Here is an 18,651-nt window from a genome sequence, read left to right on the forward strand (position 1 = left end):
GGTGGCGTTGCGTTGCTCGCCGAAGCGGGCATGGGTCCGGATGATGGCAATTTCCCTTCATTTCGGCATTGTCCGGAGATTTGCTAAGTTCGACGCCCTGACTCGGATGTCGACAAGCCAAGGAGCAAAGGATGGCGCTATCCAACCCATTCCCGTTTGCGACCCCCTCCATCCCGCGTATGCCGGAGCCACGGCCATGAGTGGATGGAGGTCTGCCTATTCCTCTTCACCTTATCCCCATGGCGGCTCCATCTATGACCGGCTGCAGCGCCTGCGCCCCGAGCCGGAGCGCGTAGCGCCATCGCGCCGTGCGTTCCTGACGGGCATGGCCGCTTTGGTCGATGCCAGGGTGCGCCTGCCGGGGATTCCTGCCACCGCCTCGATCACTCTGGAGGCGCTGGCGCAAGTGCCGGAACCGTCCCTGGATGCCCGCCTGCTGGATGCCCGTGGCCTGCAGCGGGTTTTCCTGCGTGTGGACAGCGGGAAGCCCGCTGAGCGGGAACTGCTGCCACGTGCTTCGCAATTGCTGCTGGCCGCGCTGGAGGATTGCCGGCAACTGGATGGCCTGGATATTTCCGCCAGCCGTATCGCGCTGCTGCCGCCGAGTGGAGTCTCCGTCGAGCGTTGGTTGATGCAGGTGCTACCGATCTGGCCGGACGACTTGATACCGGGGCAGGGGTTCGACCTGATCGCCTCGGAACCCGCAGCCTGGCTGGCCGAGCAGTTCTCCGCTCCCCAAGGCCCCGAGTACCTGCTCTGCCTGGCGGTGGACAGCCAGGTTCATGTCCAGTCGCCCTCCTGGCACGTGCCAGGCGCGATGCCTGGCGAGAGCATCGTGCTGCTGCTGTTTCGTCGACAGTTGTCCGAGGGATCGCCGACGACCTTGCCGGTATGGCGGACCAAGGTTGCGGAGCAGGCTGTCGAGGCGCCGTCGAAGCAACTGGAAAATGCTTGCGAAGCTCATGGCGTGGATAAAGGAAGAGTCGGTGCGCTGATAGTCGAGAGCGCCCGCAGCGTCGGACAGCTGCGCCAGTTGCATCAGTTGCTCCAAGGGCATCTGCCGGCTTGCGAGCCGGAAGGCGTTGTCGATGTGAGCCGGCTGACCGGCAGCATCGGCCCGGACCATCTGCGCCTGGCGCAGTTGGCCGTAGCCCGCCTGGCCTGGTCCCAGACCCGCGTTGTGGCGCTCCTGACAGGGGCCGACGACGCCTGGCTGCTGGCTGCCGAATCGGCGAAGGCGGAAGCGTAGAAGGAAGCCCTCGTGGGGGAGGGCCATCACTCTGGCAGCATTCCTCAGGGAAGCAGCCATTTGTTAGTGTCCGGAACCGGACTCATTCATTTCGCGCGGTACAGGGAGGTCGTCATGCGCCCGATCATCGTTCTCAACGATCCCACATCCGATGGCGGGAAGGTGCTGGAAGGCTCCCCGACATCGCTCATCAACGGCCTGCCGGTGGCGCGGGTCGGCGACAAGGTCAGTTGCCCGCACGGCGTCGGGGTGATCGTCACCGGTGATGCGAGCACCGTCGTCGATGGCCGTGCCGTCGCCCGGGACGGAGACCTGATCTCCTGCGGGGCACGGCTGATCGCCACTCAGCTCGACAGTGGAATCCTCTAGCCACGGCTGATCGTCGCTCTTTCATCTTCAGGAACCCTTCGTATGGACACGAAAGACCTTGCTTTCTGGCTGGGGCAGCAGCCGACCCAGGCCGGCCGCCTGTTGCAGTTGCACACCCCGCTCGGCCCCGACCACCTGCTGGCCCTGCGGGCCCACGGCCAGGAGCGCCTGGGCCGGCTGCCACGCTACGTGGTGGACGTGGCCTGTGCCGACCCCGACTTCGATCCCGAGCGCCTGATCGGCCAGCCCGTCCGCCTGGCGCTGATGCTCGACGACGGCAGCCTGGCCTACCGCCATGGCCTGGTGCAGGGCCTGGATTACCTGGGCAGCGACGGCGGCCTGCACGACTGGCAACTGGTGTTCCGGCCCTGGTTCATGCTGCTGGAGTACCGCAGCGACTGCCGCATCTGGCAGAACCGCAGCCTGCCGGAGATCCTCGCCGAAGTCCTGGCTCACTACGAACAGGCCGGCGACGGCTACCGCCTGGAACTGCGGCGGGAATACCCGGCGCTGTCCTACGTCACCCAGTTCAACGAGAGCGACGCCCACTTCGTGCAGCGCTGGTGCGAGCAGGAAGGGCTGTTCTGGTACGTCGAGCACGACGCCGAGGGTCACCGCCTGGTCTTCATCGACGATGCCGACAGCCTCCAGCCGCTGGCGCCGCAGCTTCTGCGCTTCCATCGCCAGGCCGCCACGGAGGCGCGCGACGGCATCACCGGCTGGCGCACCGGCGGGCGCCTGCTCAGCGGCCTGGTCAGCGCGCGCAGCGTCGACTACCGCAGCCACGGGCAACCGCGAGAAGCACAGACCCCGGCCCTGTCGGCCGCCTCGGCGCCGCGTGCCCTGGAGCGCTACGGCTACCGCGGGCAGTACGGCTGGAACGCCCAGGAGCGGGGCGACTGGCTCGGCCAGGTGCGCATGGAGCAGCAGGAGTCGGCGGCCCGGCGCATCCACGGCGAGGGCGGCGTGCGACAGATGTGCGCCGGCCACTGGTTCGAACTGAGCCAGCACCCGCTGTACGACGACAAGGGCGCGGAGGCGCGGCGCTTCCTGCTGATCGAGGTGGAATTCTTCGCCCAGAGCAACCTGCCGCTGGCCGAGCAGCGCCGTGTTCCACAGGGCAGCCTCGAACCCCTGCTCGCCGAGGCCTGGCGCGGCCACGGCCTGGCGCCCGAAGCGCGCCTCGAGGCGCCGGGCTTCTACCTCAACCGTTTCGAGGGCCAGACCTGGCCGCTGCCCTATCGCAGCCCCCAGGAGCACTTCAAGCCGGAGCACCCCGGCCCGCAGACCGCGGTGGTGGTGACGCCGCCGGGCCACGAAGTCTTCACCGACGAACTCAACCGCATCTGCGTGCGCTTCCACTGGGACCGCCTGAGCCCGGACGGCGAGCTAAGCACCTGCTGGCTGCGCATGCTGCAGCCCAGCAGCGGCCCGGAATGGGGCAGCGTGCACGTGCCGCGAGCCGGCGAGGAAGTGTTGGTGACCTTCCTCGACAACGACATCGACCGCCCGCTGGTGCTCGGCCAGGTCTACGGCGGACACCGCCCGGCCTGGCACTCCAGCGGCCTGATGAGCGGCTACAAGAGCAAGGAGATCGCCGGCAGCGGCTTCAACCAGTGGGTGATGGACGACTCCACCGGGCAGGTGCGCACGCAGATCCACAGCAGCTACGGCTGCAGCCAGCTGAACCTGGGCTACCTGATCGACCAGCAGGGCAACCGGCGCGGCGCGCTGCGCGGCAGCGGCTTCGAATTGCGCACCGACGCCTACGGCGCCCTGCGCGCCCAGCAGGGCCTGTACCTGAGCACCTGGGCGCGGGGCAACGCCCAGGGCGGGCAACTGGACAGCGGCGAAGCGCAGGCGCAACTGAAGGACAGCGAGGAGCGCCTGCGCAGCCTCTCGGAAAGCGCCCGCCAGCACAACGCCGAGGCGTTGCAGGCGGGCCTCGACAGCCTCCAGCAGCTGAACAGCGACGCCGAGCTGCGCTACGGTGAACAGACCGGGGCCGATACCGGGCCGAGCAGCCAGCAACGCAATGGCGGCGACACCGCCTGGGCGATCCGCAGCGGCGGCCGCGGGCAGGCGCCGGGCTACCACAAGCCGCTGCTGATCGCCTCGGCGCCGGCCGACATCGCCACCGCCACCCCGCAAAGCACCCACCTGCACAGCGGCAAGCACCTGACGCTGAGCACCGGCGCGGACATCAGCCTGGCCAGCGGGCAATCGCTGCTGGCCAGCGTGGCGCAGCGCATCAGCCTGTTCGCGCAGAGCGCCGGGGCCAAGCTGTTTGCGGCCAAGGGCAAGGTGGAGCTGCAGGCGCAGAGCGACGACATGGAGCTGACGGCGCAGAAGACCGTGCGCATCACCTCCACCAGCCAGCGCATCGAGATCGCCGCGCAGGAGGAAATCCTGATCACCAGCGGCGGCGCCTACATCCGCCTGAAGGGCGGCAACATCGAAATCCACGCCCCCGGCGCCATCGACGTGAAGGGCGCGAAAAAGGTGTTCAGCGGGCCGACCCGGCTCAACCCCGACAATCCCGCCTGGCCGAGCGCTTCGGTCAACAGCAAGCTGCGCCTGCGGACCGGTCGCAGCAATGCCGCCAGCTACATGCCCTGGACCGGCATGCCCTACCAGCTTTTCGCCGGCGGAGCACTGCTCAAGCAGGGCGTGATGGATGACAGCGGCGAGTTGGAAATCGACCACCATGTCACCACCGACCGCTACACCCTGGAACTGGCCAACGGCGTGCGTTTCGACATTCCGGTGGCCAGCCAGTACCTGGGCGACCAGGAGAACGGTGAGCGCGCCAACCGTGGGTTGCATCACCACGAGACCTTGCACAACCCGGATATGCTGGAGTCCGGAGGGGACCGCAGCCTGTTCCGCCAGGCCTACGATTCGTTGTTCGAAAAGGATTCCAAGGAGTGAGCATGGAAAGCTGCCCGATCGCCACCAGTATGACTCAATCCGGCAACGTCAACTTGCGCTGGTTCGTGCCACAAACCGAGTACTCTCCGCTTGAAAGCACCTTCGAACCCTTGGTGAATGGCGAGCGAGCCTTCGGGGCGGTCTACGATGCGATAGTCGCGGCCAAGCACAGCGTCGAGATCATCTGCTGGGGCTTCCAGCCGTCCATGTACTTCCGGCGGGGCGATAGAAACAGCCTGTGCATCGGCGAACTGCTGGCGCGTAAAGGCGCCGAGGGCGTCAAGGTCCGGGTGCTCTGCTGGTACGACAGCCTGCACATCGCCCAGTACGGCGAGAACATGACCCCCGGCGACAACCTCGGCAGCTCGCTGAACCGGTTGCGCAGCCGCGACCTCGACCTGCGCAATGAGGCGCAGCGTGAGCTCGACGATGCCTGGTATTCCCAGGCCCGGCTGAGCAACGTCAAGCAGGGGCGTGGACCATTGGAGTTGACCCAGGACTTCTTCAACAAATTGCGCTTCGGTGGTGACCCCACCAACTATTTCGCCAACGTGGAGTTCGTCACGCGCGATTTCGGCCTGTTGGCGCGTGCAGAGATCGCCTGGCGCGTAGCCATGCGTGGCGACGACTCCGAACGCAGCAGAAAGACCAAGGCAGCGAACGCCACGGCGATGTCCGCCGAACCTTCGCATCACCAGAAGATGGTCCTGGTCGACTACGAGCACCCGGAAATGGCCATGGGTTTCGTTATGGGCCACAACATGCTCGATGCCTACTGGGACAAGGATGACCACAGCCACCTGCGCATGCATGCGCAGATGGGGCGCAATGGCCTGACGCCGCGCCAGGATATTTCCAGCCGGGTGACCGGGCGGGTCCTGGAGGCCTTGAACCTCAACTTCTGCGAGGCCTGGAAGATGTCCACCGGTATCGACCTGCTCCCGCCTCGCAAGGCCATCGCCTGCCAGCTCAAGCCGCGCTCGGGCTTTGGCCAGCCGCTGATGACCCAGGTGCTGCGCACCCAGTCCCAGGTCGGCAGGCAGGACATCAAGCAGTTGTACAAGAAGGCTGCCAACAATGTCACCCAGTTCATCTATATCGAGAACCAGTATTTCCGTTGGGAGCCCCTGGCAAAGCTCATCAAGCAGACTGCCGTCGCGCACCTGGAAAAGGGACGTGATCCGGGAAAGGATGGCCCGATTCACCTGTTCGTCGTCACCAATTCCAGCGATGCAGGAATGGGCGATGGCACCATCAATACCTACCGCATGCTGGAGAGCCTGGGCCGAGCGGATGTCTTGCCTAAGGTCGCCGAGGCCGAGCGCAACGATGCACTGGACCGGGAACTGGCCAAAGCCAACCAGAACGTCCAGTACATGCAGATGGCCCTGGGCAGCTACAACAATGACTCACGGCTGGCCTCCATTCCGGCCTCCGCCGTGGAGAACCTCAAGAAACGCCTGGAAAAGGCCATCGCCGAGCGCGATGAACTGGCACGCAAAATCTCCAAGCAGAAGCAGGACAACAAGACCATCGTGCCCACCGAAGTGCCGGGCCTGAAAGTCCATGTCTGCACCCTGGTGGCTCCCGACTCGCCGCCGGGCAACTGGATGGATGTCTATATCCACAGCAAGTTGATGATAGTCGACGACGTGTTCATGACGCTGGGCTCGGCCAATATCAATACCCGTAGCATGGAAGTAGATAGCGAATTGAATATCTGCCATGAAGATGCAGGCATCACCAAGCCGTTGCGTCAGAGTATCTGGGGAATCCATACCAAGGGGATGGGGGCGCAGGATGATCCGGCGGAGGCGTTCAAACAGTGGCAGTTAATTATTAATCAGAATAAGTCTCGCTTGGAAAGTAATAGAGCGAGTGGTGGGGGGCATGGAGCCTCTGCTCCAAGATATGCTCCATTTGCATCGTTGGTTGAATTTTTTCGTGATAGCCCAAAGCGAAGTCGACTGGATTGAATAAATGTGGAATTTTAAGTTAGGCCTATCTCTCTTATTTCTCATCAGCCTGGCAGGTTGCTTCGATAGAGATGAAAAAATGATCACCCAGAGAAAACTGCAAACTGCTTATGAAAATCTAGAATTTTCCTGCACTCATGAGGCGGATCGCCTCCCTCGGTTGAGTGCTGATGCAGATCTGCTTTATCGCTATGGGTTGTTTGTTGAGCGAAAAACAGGATCGAAAGATTTTAATTTGGCTGCTCGTTATTACCGGATTGCTGCCGCTCATGGCCACTATAAGGCCAATGGAAGACTGCAAGATATGGTATCGCAGGGGATGGCTGACTCACCAGACGCTCCAAGTGAAACCGTTGCATTGGCGAAGCAGTTGATCGACCAGGGTGTTCCCGGTGGATACTATGATATGGGACATTACCTCTCTCAGGGGTATGGTGTTGAGCAAGATGATGAAAAATCTCGACGCTATATCCGGAAAGCTGCTGATTTGGGAAATCCCGATGCGCAATATTATGTGGCGGAGTTATTGGGGCGGATTGTTGGGCCGAAAGACGATATGGTTCGCTTGCGCCGATGTGCCATGGAGCAAGGACATGCAGAGGGGGCCAGTGCTTTAGCTGGGTATTTGCAGGCGCTTCAAGACTACCCCGAGGCAGTAAAGGCATACCAAGAGGCAGTTAGATCGGGGCATAGTTTGTCAGCCTATTATCTGGGGAAATCTTTTGCTCCTGAGAATGTTAATAATGAACTCTACCGTCTGGGGTTGGTAGGTGATAAAGAGCGCTCCAGACGTTACAGCTTGATCAGCAAGTTTTTGGAGATTCATGAGTACCAGAATCCCAAGGTTCCGGATGTCGATCAGATCGTGCCTTTACCACCGGCCAAACTGCCTGAATGGGACGGCACTTTCCAATGGCTGAAGGAGCGTGAAGCCGCTGGTGATCCGGAGAAGCCTTCCGAAGAGCTGGTGGAACGGTTGGCCCGGGAAAAGCAGCTGGACCCGAAGACTGGGCTGCCGCTGTCCGGTGAGTTTTCCAGACAAGGATGATGGTTTGCGGAACACGTTAGGGTTTCTTGCCGTGGCATTGCTGCCGGGCCTGGGTGGTTGCTTCGAAGACCAGGCGCCGCCAGCGCAGGCTGCATATGCCAACCTGGCGTTTGCCTGCCGCCATGAGTCGGACAATTTGCCAGGGGTGGATCAGGAGGCGGATCGGCTCTATCGCTATGGTCTATTTATCGAGCGTAGATCCGGCCCAAAGGACTTCGATGCCGCCGCGCGCTATTACCGCATTTCCGCCGCGCTAGGCCACTACAAGGCGAACGGACGTTTGCAGGACCTCGTCTCGCAGGGTATGGCGGCGTCACCGGATGCACCGCGTGAAACCATTGCATTGGCCTGGCAACTGATCGATCAGGGGGTGCCAGGAGGGTACTACGATATGGGACATTATCTTTCCCTAGGGTATGGCGTCGAACAGGATGATGAAAAATCTCGACGCTATATTCGGAGGTCTGCGGACCTGGGAAATCCTGATGGCCAATATTATGTGGCTGAGCTGTTTGGGAAATATGCTGGTCCGAAGAAAGATATGCTGGCGATGCGTCGATGTGCGATGGAGCAAGGGCATGCAGCGGCCGCTGATGCCTTGGCGGGATATCTGAAGGTCACTCGAGAGTATTCCGAGTCACTAAAGGCTTATCAAGAGGCTGTCAGATCAGGGAGTGTCTTTTCGGCATCGTTTCTTGGCGATGCCTTCAGTCCTGAAAATGTGAATAATGAACTCTTCTCTCTGGGGCTGGCAGGTGATAAGGAGCGCGCCAGGCGTTACAGCCGGATCAGTAAGTTTCTCACAAACTATGAATACCAGAATCCCAAGGTGCCGGATGTCGATCAGATAGTACCTTTACCTCCAGCCAAACTGCCGGAGTGGGATGGCACCTTCCAGTGGCTGAAGGAACGCGAAGCCGCTGGTGATCCGGAGAAGCCTTCCGAAGAGCTGGTGGAACGGTTGGCCCGGGAAAAGCAGCTGGACCCGAAGACTGGGCTGCCGCTGTCCGGTGAGTTTTCCAGACAAGGATGATGGTTTGCGGAACACGTTAGGGTTTCTTGCCGTGGCATTGCTGCCGGGCCTGGGTGGTTGCTTCGAAGACCAGGCGCCGCCAGCGCAGGCTGCATATGCCAACCTGGCGTTTGCCTGCCGCCATGAGTCGGACAATTTGCCAGGGGTGGATCAGGAGGCGGATCGGCTCTATCGCTATGGTCTATTTATCGAGCGTAGATCCGGCCCAAAGGACTTCGATGCCGCCGCGCGCTATTACCGCATTTCCGCCGCGCTAGGCCACTACAAGGCGAACGGACGTTTGCAGGACCTTGTCTCGCAGGGCATGGCGGCGTCACCGGATGCACCGCGTGAAACCATTGCATTGGCCAGGCAACTGATCGATCAGGGAGTGCCCGGCGGGTATTACGATATGGGGCATTATCTCTCGCTGGGGTATGGAATTGAGCAGAATGAGGAAAAGGCCCGAATCTACATGCGTAAAGCAGCAGATCTAGGGAGTCCAGATGCGCAGTATTATGTGGCTGAGCTTTTGGGGAGAGTCGTTGGGCCTAAAGATGTAATGCTGCAAATGCGCCGTTGTGCCATGGAGCAAGGGCATGGAAAGGCAGCAAGTGATTTAGCTGGCTATCTTCAGGAACTTAAAGACTATCCCACCGCTGTGCTTGCACTGCACAAAGGTGTGATGTCAGGAAATGTAGCGTCGGCTCGTAGGATAGCAAAGGCTTTTGAGGGGCCATCTGCGGAAGAAGAACTATATTACTTGGGCTTGCCTAAGGATGATGAGCGGGCGCATCGCTATCATGCGATAGAGAAGTTTCTTGGTCGCTATGAGTATGAAAGTCCAAAAATCCCAGATATTGATCAGATCGTACCTTTACCTCCTGCCAAATTGCCTGATTGGGACGGTACCTTCCAGTGGCTGAAGGAGCGCGAAGCCGTCGGTGATCCAGAGAAGCCTTCCGAAGAACTGCTGGAACGGTTGGCCCGGGAAAAGCAGCTGGACCCGAAGACAGGGCTACCGCTTTCCGGTGAGTTTTCCAGCCAGTGGTAGGTTGCAGGCCGCGGTTGTTACCCGAGCGGCCTGCCTAGGGGTTGGCATCGATCAGCCCTTGGTGATTGAAAGTCTACGGAGTTTGTCGTCAGGGGCTTTTTACGGCGAGCTTTCAGGCGCGTCTGCCGCTTCATGGTTTTTGTCCATGCCCCTCACCCCAAGCCTCTCCCGCGCGTCAGGTCCTGGGGAGGGCATGCGGCGGGCGCGGAAAAGGGCTGGGGTGAGGGGCCGCCCGCGGTGCGGGCGGCTTGGGCTCAGAACTGGTAGTTGAGCGTGGCGGTGACGTTGCGTTTCTCGCCGAAGTAGCAATAGTCGAGATTGTAGCAGGAGGCCACGTAGTCCTTGTCCAGCAGGTTGTTGGCGTTGAGGCTGACGTCCAGGCCCTTCATGCCGAGCTTGCCAAGGTCGTAGCCGATGCGCGCGTCGACCAGGGTGTAGTCGGGCACGCGCAGGGTGTTTTCCTTGTCCGCCCAGGTTTCGCCGACGTAGCGGGCGCCGCCGCCGATGCTCAGGCCGTCCAGGGGGCCTGCGTCGAAGGCGTAGTCGGCCCACACCGAGGCCATGTGCTTGGGCGCCTGGTTCGGGGTGTGGCCCTGGTTGCCGTCCAGCGCCTTGCTGTAGGTGATGTCGGTGTAGGTGTAGCTGCCCAGCAGCTTGAGGTTCTTGGTCGCCTGGATGTGCGCTTCCAGTTCCAGGCCCTGGGAGCGGATCTCGCCGACCGAGGTGTAGAAGTTGTCCTGCGGCTCCTTGGTGGCCACGTTCTCCTGGGTGATGTGGAACAGCGAGGCGGTGTACAGGCTGGCGCTGCCCGGCGGCTGGTACTTCAGGCCAAGCTCCCACTGCTTGCCTTCGGTGGGCTCCAGCGGGGTGCCGTTCTGGTCGGAGTAGGCGTTGGGGTTGAACGACTCGGAGTAGCTGACGTAGGGCGCTATGCCGTTGTCGAACAGGTAGAGCACGCCGGCGCGGCCGGTGAATTTCTTCCAGTCGTCGTCGGCCTTGCTGCCGCTGCTGCGGTTCTTGTCTTCCACCGTCACCCAGTCCTGGCGCATGCCCAGGGAGAAGCGCCAGTTGTCCAGGTCGATCAGGTCCTGGGCGTAGACGCCGGTCTGTTCCAGGCGGCGGGTGTGGTTGTCGTCGGGGTAGTAGCTGATGGCGGCGTTGCCGTAGACCGGGTCGAAGGCGTCGATGGGCGCCACCGAGCCGGAGGACCAGTCCACCGAGGTGTGCCGGCGCTGGTAGTCCAGGCCCATCAGCAGGGTGTGCTGCGCCGCGCCGGTGGCGAATTCGGCCTGGGCCATGTTGTCGATGATGTAGGCCTCCAGGCGCTCGCGGGCGCCGGAGAAGTAGCGTGTCAGCTCGTTGCTGTCCGGGGCGGTCCAGCCGTAGCCGTAGACCTGCGCCAGGCTCACGTCGGACTCCAGGTAGCGGAAGTTCTGCCGCGCCGACCAGACGTCGTCGATGCGGTGCTCCAGCTGGTAGCCGAACATGCGCTGGGTGCGGTCGAAGTCGTCGATGCCCGGTTCGCCGTCGAAGAAGTCGCGGTCGATCTTGCGGCCGTTGTGGTGGTACAGCGCGCCGTCGGCCGGCACGCCGCTGTGGTAGCCGCCGTTGGGGTCGTGCTGCAGGTAGCCCTGGAGGGTCAGGGTGGTGTCGTCGCTGAAGTCGATGGCCAGGCTCGGGGCGATGGCGTAGCGCTCTTCCTTGGTGTGATCGAACTGGGTGTCGGCGCCCTTGCCCAGGCCGACCACGCGGTAGGCGATGCGTTTCTCCTCGTCCAGCGGGCCGCTGAAGTCGAAGCCCAGTTCGCGCTGCTGCATGTTGCCGACGCTGGCGGTGACCTGGTGGTAGTCCTCGTACAGCGGCTTCTTGCTGGTCAGCGCCACCAGGCCGCCGGGCAGGCTGCGGCCGTAGAGCACCGAGGACGGGCCCTTGAGTACGTCGATGCGTTCGAGGAAGTACGGGTCGATCTGCATCGAGCTGAAGGTGCCGCTGTCGCCCATGGCCTTGAGGCCGTCCAGGTAGATGTTGTCCACGCTGTTGTCGGCGAAGCCGCGCATCACCACGTAGTCGTAGCGGTTGGAGGCGCCGACCTGGCCGGTGAAGATGCCGGGGGTGTAGCGGATCGCCTGCTGCACGGTCTTCGAGCCCTGGTCCTGGATCTGCTCGCGGGTCACCACCGAGACGCTCTGGCTGGTTTCCAGCAGGGCCTTGGAGGTCTTGGTTGCGATCTGGCTGTGGGTGGCCAGGTAGCCGTCCTCGCTGCCCAGCGCGTTGCCCAGGGCGAACACGCTGGTGGCCGGCATGGCCAGGGCGTCCTTGGGCCCGGCGGCGCGCAGCACGTAGCTGCCGTCGCCCTGGTCCTCGGCCTGCAGCGGGGTGTCGGCGAGCAGGCGGGCCAGGCCCTGGTCCACCGAGTAGGTGCCGTTGAGCCCTTCGGACTGCAGCCCGGCGGTCTGCTGCGGGGTGGCCGAGAGGGTGATGCCGGCCTCGCGGGCAAAGCTGTTGAGCACCTCGCCCAGGGGCCCGGCGGGGATGGCGTAGGCGCGGCTGCGGGTGATGTTGGCGGCGTCGGCGGCCCAGGCCGTCAGGGGCAGGGCGCTGCCCAGGGCGGCGCACAGCAGGGCGCCGCGCACGGCGATGGCGAGGCGGCTGGCGGGGGAGTTCGGGGCGGGAGATCGGGCCGGGACTGCGCGCATGGAGGGGTATCCGTCAGGGCGGGAAATGGGAGGGTTTATCTCCATGCCGGGCCAGTGCGGAAAACCCGACAAAAATAATTCTCATCCGCGAAAAGGTTTCCGATGGCGCCCATGCGGTTCTTCGTAGGAGCGAGGGGGACGCCTAGTTCTTGCTCGCGAACCGACTCCACTGCAGGGCTCGCTGGTGACTCCCGTAGGATGGGTTGAGCGAAGCGATACCCATCGCCACGGCAGCATGGGTTTCGCAGGCTCAACCCATCCTACGAAGAGCACCGCGCCCTCTGGCAATGTGGCGCGGCGGTTCAGGTGCGGGCCTCGACGGTCACCCACCAATCGCTGCGACGCATGACGCGTACCGGCAGGGTGCGCGGCAGCAGGTCGAGCAGTTTGTCGGTGTCGTCCAGGCGGAACACGCCGGACAGGCGCAGGTCGGCCACCAGCGGGTCGCAGCCGAGGTGGCCGTGGCGGTAGCGGGCGACTTCGGCGAGGAAGTCGGCCAGGCGCATGTCGCGGCTGACGATCAGGCCGTCGGCCCAGGCGCTGCTGTCCATGCTGCTGGCGGCCAGCGGGGTGGCGCCGTTGGCGTCGACCAGATAGCGCTGGCCGGCCTCGGCCAGCGTGCTGGTCTGGCCCAGGCGGCGCGGGGCGATGGCCACGGCGCCCTGTTGCACGCTGAGCAGGGTGTCGCTCGCGTTCTGGCGCAGCACGAAGCGGGTGCCCAGGGCTTCGAACAGGCCGTCGCGGTTGCGCACGCGCAGCGGCCGGGCGGGGTCCCTGGCGGTGCTGACGAGGATTTCGCCGCGCTGCAGGACCAGCAGGCGCTGCTGCGGGGCGAAGAAGACGTCGACGGCGGTGTCGGTGTTCAGCTGCAGTTTGCTGCCGTCGGCCAGGACGAAGCGCTTGCGTTCGCCGATGCCGCTGGCGTAGTCGGCGCTCCAGCGCTGCCAGGGGCCGAGGTCGCGGCTCAGCCACAGGGCGGAGCCGCCCAGGGCGACCACCGAGAGCAGTTTCAGGGCCTGGCGCCGTTGCAGGCGCTGGCTGCCTTTCTCCAGGGTTTCCAGGGCCACGCGGCTGCCCGGTACGCTCTGCAGGCCGCTGCGCAGTTCCTGGTTCAGCGACTGCACGCGTTGCCAGGCCAGTTCGTGCTCGGCGCGCTGGGCGCGCCAGCGGGCGCAGGCTTCCTGCGCGGCCGGGTCGGCGCCGCCGGACAGGCGCAGCATCCACTGGATGGCCTGCTTGACCACCCGGGCGTCGGGTTGCAGTTCGGCGCTGGCGTTCATTCGGCGTAGCGCGCCTGGTAGCAGTGGAACAGCGCCTCGGCCACGTAGCGCTCCACCGAGCGCACGGAAACCCCGAGCCGTTCGGCGACCTGCGCGTGGGGTAGGCCCTCGCACTGGGCCAGGAGGAAGGCGCTGCGCACCTTGGGCTTCAGGCCGTCGAGCAGGCGGGCGATGCCTTCCAGCAGCTCCAGGAGCATTTCGCGGGTTTCCGCCGAGGGCGTTTCCGCCTCCGGCAGGTGGGCGATGGACTCCAGGTAGGCGCGTTCCAGTTCCTCGCGGCGCCAGTGGTCGATCACCAGGCCGCGGGCGATGGTGCGCAGGAAGGCGCGCGGGGTGCGCAGCTCCAGCAGCTCCTGCTTGAGCAGCACGCGCAGGAAGGTGTCCTGGGCCAGGTCGGCGGCATCCGCGGCATTGCCCAGGCGGCTGCGCAGCCAACCGTGCAGCCAGCCGTGGTGGTCGCTGTACAGCTGGTCGATGTCGAGGGTGGAGGAGGCCATGGGCGCCGGGAAAGATGAAGAATGATAATTCGTCGCATTTTCATCAACGCAATGGCCATTTGCAAGCGGGCGCCGAACTTCCAGGGACGTAGGGCGCATAACCGTTCGCGGTTATCCGCCGCCTGGCCTGTCTCAGCGATACCACCGCGGCGTATACACCCAATCGCCACCGCCGGCTCGGGGGAAGCGGCGGGTGAGCGACGAGCCGATGATCACCAGGGTGCGCATGTCCACCATCTCCGGCTGCAACTCGCCGAGGGTGAGCGTGCGCAGCGCCTCGGCCGGGCGGCCGATGTCGCGGCCGAGCACCACCAGGGTCTGCGGCGCGCGGTGTTGGCGGACGATCTCCAGGGCGCGGCCCAGCTGCCAGGGGCGGGCCCTGGAGATGGGGTTGTAGAAGGCCATGGCCAGGTCGGCGGCGCCGGCGTGGTCGAGGCGCTTTTCGATGACTTCCCAGGGCTTGAGGTTGTCCGACAGCGAGATCAGGCAGAAGTCGTGGCCCAGCGGCGCGCCGGCCTTGGCCGCGGCAGCCAGGGCGGCGGAAACGCCGGGCAGCACTTCCAGCTCGACGTTGTGCCACTCGGCATCGCTGCTTTCATGCAGCGCTTCGACCACCGCCGCGGCCATGGCGAACACACCCGGGTCGCCGGACGACACCACCACCACCCGCCGGCCGCTGGCGGCCAGTTCGAAGGCGTGGCGGGCACGCTGCATCTCCTCGCGGTTGTCGCTGCAGTGGCGCACCTGGCCCGCGCGCAGCGGCTCGGCCATCTTCACGTAGGTCTCGTAGCCGAGCAGGTCCTGGGCTTCATCCAGGGCGCGACGCACCGCCGGCGTCATGTGCTCGGCGGCGCCGGGGCCGAGGCCGATCACGCTCAGGCGCCCGCGTGGGCGGCCGATGCCGGCGGCCTGCTCGGGGGAGTCGGCGAGGCGCAGGTGGATGCCATCCTGCGCCGCCGGCAAGGCTTGCTCATCGATGAAGCGCAGCGGCACGTCGAGCGCTTTTGCGGCCTCGGCCAGGCTCGCATCGGCCATGTGCCGGCGCGGGGCGAGCAGGGCGGCCAGGGCGGCCTCCGCCAGCCCGGACGCGCGCAAGGCCTGGCGGACCCGTTCGGCAAGGTCGTCCACAGGCGCGGCGACCTCCGCCAGCACCTGTCGCGGGTGGATCAGCAGTTCGTCGCGCTGCGCCGGGCGTGCCTCGCAGGTCACCCGCACGCTGCGCCGGGCGTCCTCGGCCAGCGGCAGGCGCGCTGCGGCCAGCCAGGGCGCGTCGCCGTCGATGCGCAGGCTTTCGCCGCCGAGCAGGTCGGCGACGAAGCGCTTGCCCTGCTCGATGTCGGCCAGGGCATAGCCTGGCGGCGGCTCCAGCAGGCAGGTGCCGAAGCGCAGCTCGCCGCTGGTGGTGATGGCCGGCGCCACTTCCAGCGCGGCGGCGATCTCCCGGGCCAGGCGGTTGACCCCGGCCAGGCCGCCCAGCAGCGGCACCACCGCGCTGCCGTCCTCGGCCACGGCCAGCACCGGCGGCTCCGCGCCTTTTTCCTGCAGCGCCGCGGCCAGGCTGCGGATGACGATGCCGGCGGCGCACAGGGCGATGATCGGCGTACCGCTGCGATAGAGCGCGCGCAGGCTGTCGCCGAAGTCCTGGTAGCTTTCCTCGGCGCCGTCGACGCGACCTTGCAGGCCGTGGATGCGCGCCTGTGGATAAAGCGCCTGCAGGCGTCGGGCGGTGGCCAGGGCGCTGGCGCCGAGGATGACGATGGCGGGGGAGGCGTTCATCAGCCGCGCCACCTCTGCCCGGGGATCACCACCATGGAGAAGTAGGGCGAGGCCATCGGGTCCACCTCGTCCAGCGGCACGATGCGCTGCTCGCGCATGGTCGCCCGTTCCACGTAGTGCGCGCCGCCGTCGCGGCCCAGTTCACGGAGCACGCGGCGGACCTTGTCGAAGTTGCGCCCGAGCTTCATCACCACCGCCGCATCGGCGGCCGCCAGGCGCTGCTTCAGCTCGTCCTCCGGCAGCACGCCGGAGAGCACCGAGAGGCTCTGGTTGCGGTACACCAGCGGCACGCCGAGCACCGCCGCGCTGCCCAGCATGGAGCACACGCCGGGCACCACTTCGGCCGGGTAGCGCTCGGCCAGGCGGTCGTGCAGGTACATGTAGGAGCCGTAGAAGAACGGGTCGCCCTCGCAGATCACCGCGACGTCGCGGCCGGCTTCCAGGTGGCCGGCGACCTGTTCGGCGGCGGTGTCGTAGAAGTCGCTGATGACGCCCTCGTAGGTCAGCGGCGGCTCCAGCTTCTCGGTGGTCACCGGGTACACCAGGGGCAGGCGCTGCTGGCTCGCCCCCAGGTGCTGCTCGATGATGCCGAAGGCGTTGCCGCCATGGCCGGCGTGGTGCTTGGCCTTGGCCACGAAGTAGGCGACCACGGGCGCGGCTTGCAGCAGGCGCAGGGCCTTGAGGGTGATCAGTTCGGGGTCGCCGGGGCCGACGCCCAGGCCGAGCAGGCGGCCAGTCATCATTCCACCTCCGTGGCCAGGGCGTTCACCGCGGCGGCGGCCATGGCGCTGCCGCCGCGGCGGCCGCGGACGATGACGTAGGGCACGCCGCGGCTGTCGGCGGCGAGCAGGTCCTTGGATTCGGCGGCGCCGACGAAGCCCACCGGGAAGCCGAGGATCAGCGCCGGCTTCGGCGCGCCGGCGTCGAGCATTTCCAGCAGGTAGAACAGCGCGGTGGGGGCGTTGCCGATCACCACCACGCTGCCTTCCAGGTGTTCGCGCCAGTGCTCCAGGGCCACCGCCGAGCGGGTGTTGCCCAGCTCGCGGGCCAGGGCCGGGACGTCCGCTTCGTTGAGCGTGCAGATCACCTCGTTGGCCGCCGGCAGGCGTGCGCGGGTGATGCCCTCGGCGACCATGCGCGCGTCGCAGAGGATCGGCGCGCCCGCCGCCAGGGCCGCGCGGCCGATGGCGCCGGCACCGGGGGAGAAGCGCAGGTCCTGCACCACGTCGACCATGCCGCAGGCATGGATCACCCGCACGGCGAGCTTTTCCAGGTCGGCAGGAATGGCCGAGAGGTCGGCCTCGGCGCGGATGGTGGCGAAGGATTGGCGGTAGATCGCCTGGCCGTCGCGGATGTAGTCAAGCATCGGGTAGGGCTCCGGGATCGCGCAGCCGGTCGGCCGCGGCGTCGAGGGTCAGGTCGCGCGCCAGCGGCTGGCCGAAGCCGGCGTGGCCGGGGGCGCGGCGGTAGAGGTCGTAGCGGCCGTCGGCGACGGCCAGCAGGGTCAGCGGCGCCACGTGGGCGGCGGCGCAGGAGCGCGGGCAGCCGCACAGGTGCACGCCGGCGGGCAGCGGCGCGCGCAGGCGTTCGGCCAGGCGCAGGGCGTCGGCCTTGGTGTCGGCCAGGCCGCGGGCGCAGCCGGCCGAGCCGCTGCAGGCCACGAGCCGGGACAGCGGCTGTGCGGCCGAGGTGATCAGGCCCAGGCTGTCGAGCGCGACGAGCACGGCGCTGGCGCGCGCGGCCGGCACGTTGGGCAGCAGCAGGCCCTGCCAGGGCGTCAGGCGCAGGCTGCCGTCGCCTTCGCGTTCGGCGAGATCGGCCAGTTCGCGCAGCAGCCCGCTGTGCAGGCGGCCGAGGACGAAGCCGGCGCCGACGCTGCACAGGCCGCCCTGGCGCTGCGGGCGGATGCCCAGGTGGGCGAAGGGCTCGACGGCGGCGCGGCGCCAGTCGGCCACGTCCTGTTGCAGCGGCAGGTCGAGGCGCGACAGCAGGTCTTGCGCGGGAACCTTCGCCAGCAACTGGCGCATGCGCGAGACGCCTTCGCCGGCCAGGTCGAGGAACAGGTTCAACAGCGCCTCGACCAGGGCCGGCACCTGTTCGCTGGCGACGGCGGCGAGCGCGGGGCTGTCCTGCGCGCGCAGCGGCGGGCAGCCGGCCAGGCCGAAGGCGAAGCGCCCGGCGTCCATGGCCGACAGCCAGATGTCGTGGGGGTGTTCGAGCATCGCCAGGGATTCGCCGCCATCCAGTTGCAGGGCGAACTTGGGCGACAGGCCGTGGAAGCGCGGGTTGTCCTGCAACAGGTCGAGCAGCGTGGCGGCCAGTGGCGAGACGTCCAGGGCCTGGGCCGGGTCGACGCCGGCGGCGGGGCTGAGCAGCAGGTTGCGCACGTCGTCGGCGGCGGCCACCCGCGGGCCCAGCCCGGCCTGCAGCAGCTCGGCGGACAGCGCCGCGCCGGCGCCTTCGTGCACGCCGCGGATCTGCAGGTTGGCGCGGTTGGTCGCCTCCAGCACGCCGTCGGCATGGCGTTCGGCGGCGCGGGCGATGGCCCTGGCGCCACTGGCGTCGAGGCGCCCGCCGGGCAGCTTGATGCGGCAGATGCCGCCATCGCCGGAAGCGACCACGCGCAGCAGCCCCGGGCAGGGCGACGGGCGGATTTCGACAGGGGGAACGGGCGGCAGATTCGGCACAGGGTCACCATGGCTGGGTCGCGGTGACCTTGCGGATCGCCCCTGATTGGGAGGATCTACAACATCGATACACCCC

The 18,651-nt window shown here is 65.9% G+C and carries 14 protein-coding genes; 7 read left to right on the forward strand and 7 right to left on the reverse strand.

Translation table 11 applies throughout. From position 1 onward, the window contains the following. Positions 1-196 precede the first annotated feature (196 nt). The 7 genes from QSJ95_RS28575 (at position 197) to QSJ95_RS28605 (ending at position 9,639) form a co-directional block, all read left to right on the forward strand. Positions 197-1,249: a hypothetical protein gene (locus QSJ95_RS28575; protein WP_285646943.1), complete on the forward strand. Its 1,053-nt coding sequence runs from the start codon at positions 197-199 to the stop codon at positions 1,247-1,249. A 114-nt stretch (positions 1,250-1,363) separates the two neighbouring features. After that, on the forward strand, positions 1,364-1,618 hold the full coding sequence (locus QSJ95_RS28580; RefSeq protein WP_069866530.1) for a PAAR domain-containing protein: 255 nt from the start codon (positions 1,364-1,366) through the stop codon (positions 1,616-1,618). Between the two features lie 42 nt (positions 1,619-1,660). Continuing rightward, positions 1,661-4,549: a type VI secretion system Vgr family protein gene (locus QSJ95_RS28585; RefSeq protein ID WP_285646946.1), complete on the forward strand. Its 2,889-nt coding sequence runs from the start codon at positions 1,661-1,663 to the stop codon at positions 4,547-4,549. 2 nt (positions 4,550-4,551) lie between these two features. Continuing rightward, positions 4,552-6,525: a phospholipase D-like domain-containing protein gene (locus tag QSJ95_RS28590; protein WP_285646948.1), complete on the forward strand. Its 1,974-nt coding sequence runs from the start codon at positions 4,552-4,554 to the stop codon at positions 6,523-6,525. A 4-nt stretch (positions 6,526-6,529) separates the two neighbouring features. Next, entirely contained in the window at positions 6,530-7,573 is a 1,044-nt protein-coding gene (locus tag QSJ95_RS28595) for an SEL1-like repeat protein (RefSeq protein ID WP_285646950.1), read from the forward strand. Positions 7,574-7,604: 31 nt separating this feature from the next. Beyond that, on the forward strand, positions 7,605-8,606 hold the full coding sequence (locus QSJ95_RS28600) for an SEL1-like repeat protein (RefSeq protein ID WP_285646953.1): 1,002 nt from the start codon (positions 7,605-7,607) through the stop codon (positions 8,604-8,606). A 49-nt stretch (positions 8,607-8,655) separates the two neighbouring features. Next, positions 8,656-9,639 carry an SEL1-like repeat protein gene (locus tag QSJ95_RS28605; RefSeq protein WP_502945327.1) on the forward strand — a complete coding sequence of 328 codons (984 nt, stop codon included), beginning with the start codon at positions 8,656-8,658 and terminating at the stop codon, positions 9,637-9,639. 254 nt (positions 9,640-9,893) lie between these two features. Here QSJ95_RS28605 and QSJ95_RS28610 read toward each other — a convergent pair whose 3' ends face one another. From QSJ95_RS28610 to cobG, 7 genes are all read right to left on the reverse strand, one after another. Further along, entirely contained in the window at positions 9,894-12,335 is a 2,442-nt protein-coding gene (locus tag QSJ95_RS28610) for a TonB-dependent siderophore receptor (protein ID WP_285646958.1), read from the reverse strand. Positions 12,336-12,637: 302 nt separating this feature from the next. After that, the gene (locus tag QSJ95_RS28615; RefSeq protein WP_285646960.1) at positions 12,638-13,615 is read right to left on the reverse strand and encodes a FecR domain-containing protein; all 978 of its coding nucleotides are present in this window, start codon (positions 13,613-13,615) and stop codon (positions 12,638-12,640) included. Next, positions 13,612-14,112: a sigma-70 family RNA polymerase sigma factor gene (locus tag QSJ95_RS28620; protein ID WP_009617195.1), complete on the reverse strand. Its 501-nt coding sequence runs from the start codon at positions 14,110-14,112 to the stop codon at positions 13,612-13,614. Before QSJ95_RS28620 ends, QSJ95_RS28615 begins: the two co-directional genes overlap by 4 nt. A gap of 132 nt (positions 14,113-14,244) precedes the next feature. Beyond that, positions 14,245-15,888 (reverse strand): precorrin-3B C(17)-methyltransferase, encoded by a 1,644-nt coding sequence (cobJ, locus tag QSJ95_RS28625; RefSeq protein ID WP_285646963.1) that lies wholly within the window; start codon positions 15,886-15,888, stop codon positions 14,245-14,247. Continuing rightward, positions 15,888-16,631, reverse strand: a complete 744-nt coding sequence (locus QSJ95_RS28630) for a precorrin-2 C(20)-methyltransferase (RefSeq protein WP_167361003.1) — start codon at positions 16,629-16,631, stop codon at positions 15,888-15,890. The genes cobJ and QSJ95_RS28630 overlap by 1 nt, the downstream gene beginning before the upstream one ends. Next, a complete protein-coding gene (locus QSJ95_RS28635; RefSeq protein ID WP_009617200.1) occupies positions 16,628-17,254 on the reverse strand; it encodes a precorrin-8X methylmutase in 627 nt (208 codons plus the stop codon). The genes QSJ95_RS28630 and QSJ95_RS28635 overlap by 4 nt, the downstream gene beginning before the upstream one ends. Next, positions 17,247-18,575 (reverse strand): precorrin-3B synthase, encoded by a 1,329-nt coding sequence (gene cobG, locus QSJ95_RS28640; RefSeq protein ID WP_285646965.1) that lies wholly within the window; start codon positions 18,573-18,575, stop codon positions 17,247-17,249. Before cobG ends, QSJ95_RS28635 begins: the two co-directional genes overlap by 8 nt. Positions 18,576-18,651: the final 76 nt, after the last annotated feature.

The sequence above is a fragment of the Pseudomonas sp. NBRC 100443 genome (assembly GCF_030268185.1).
Classification (GTDB): Bacteria; Pseudomonadota; Gammaproteobacteria; order Pseudomonadales; family Pseudomonadaceae; genus Pseudomonas; species Pseudomonas citronellolis.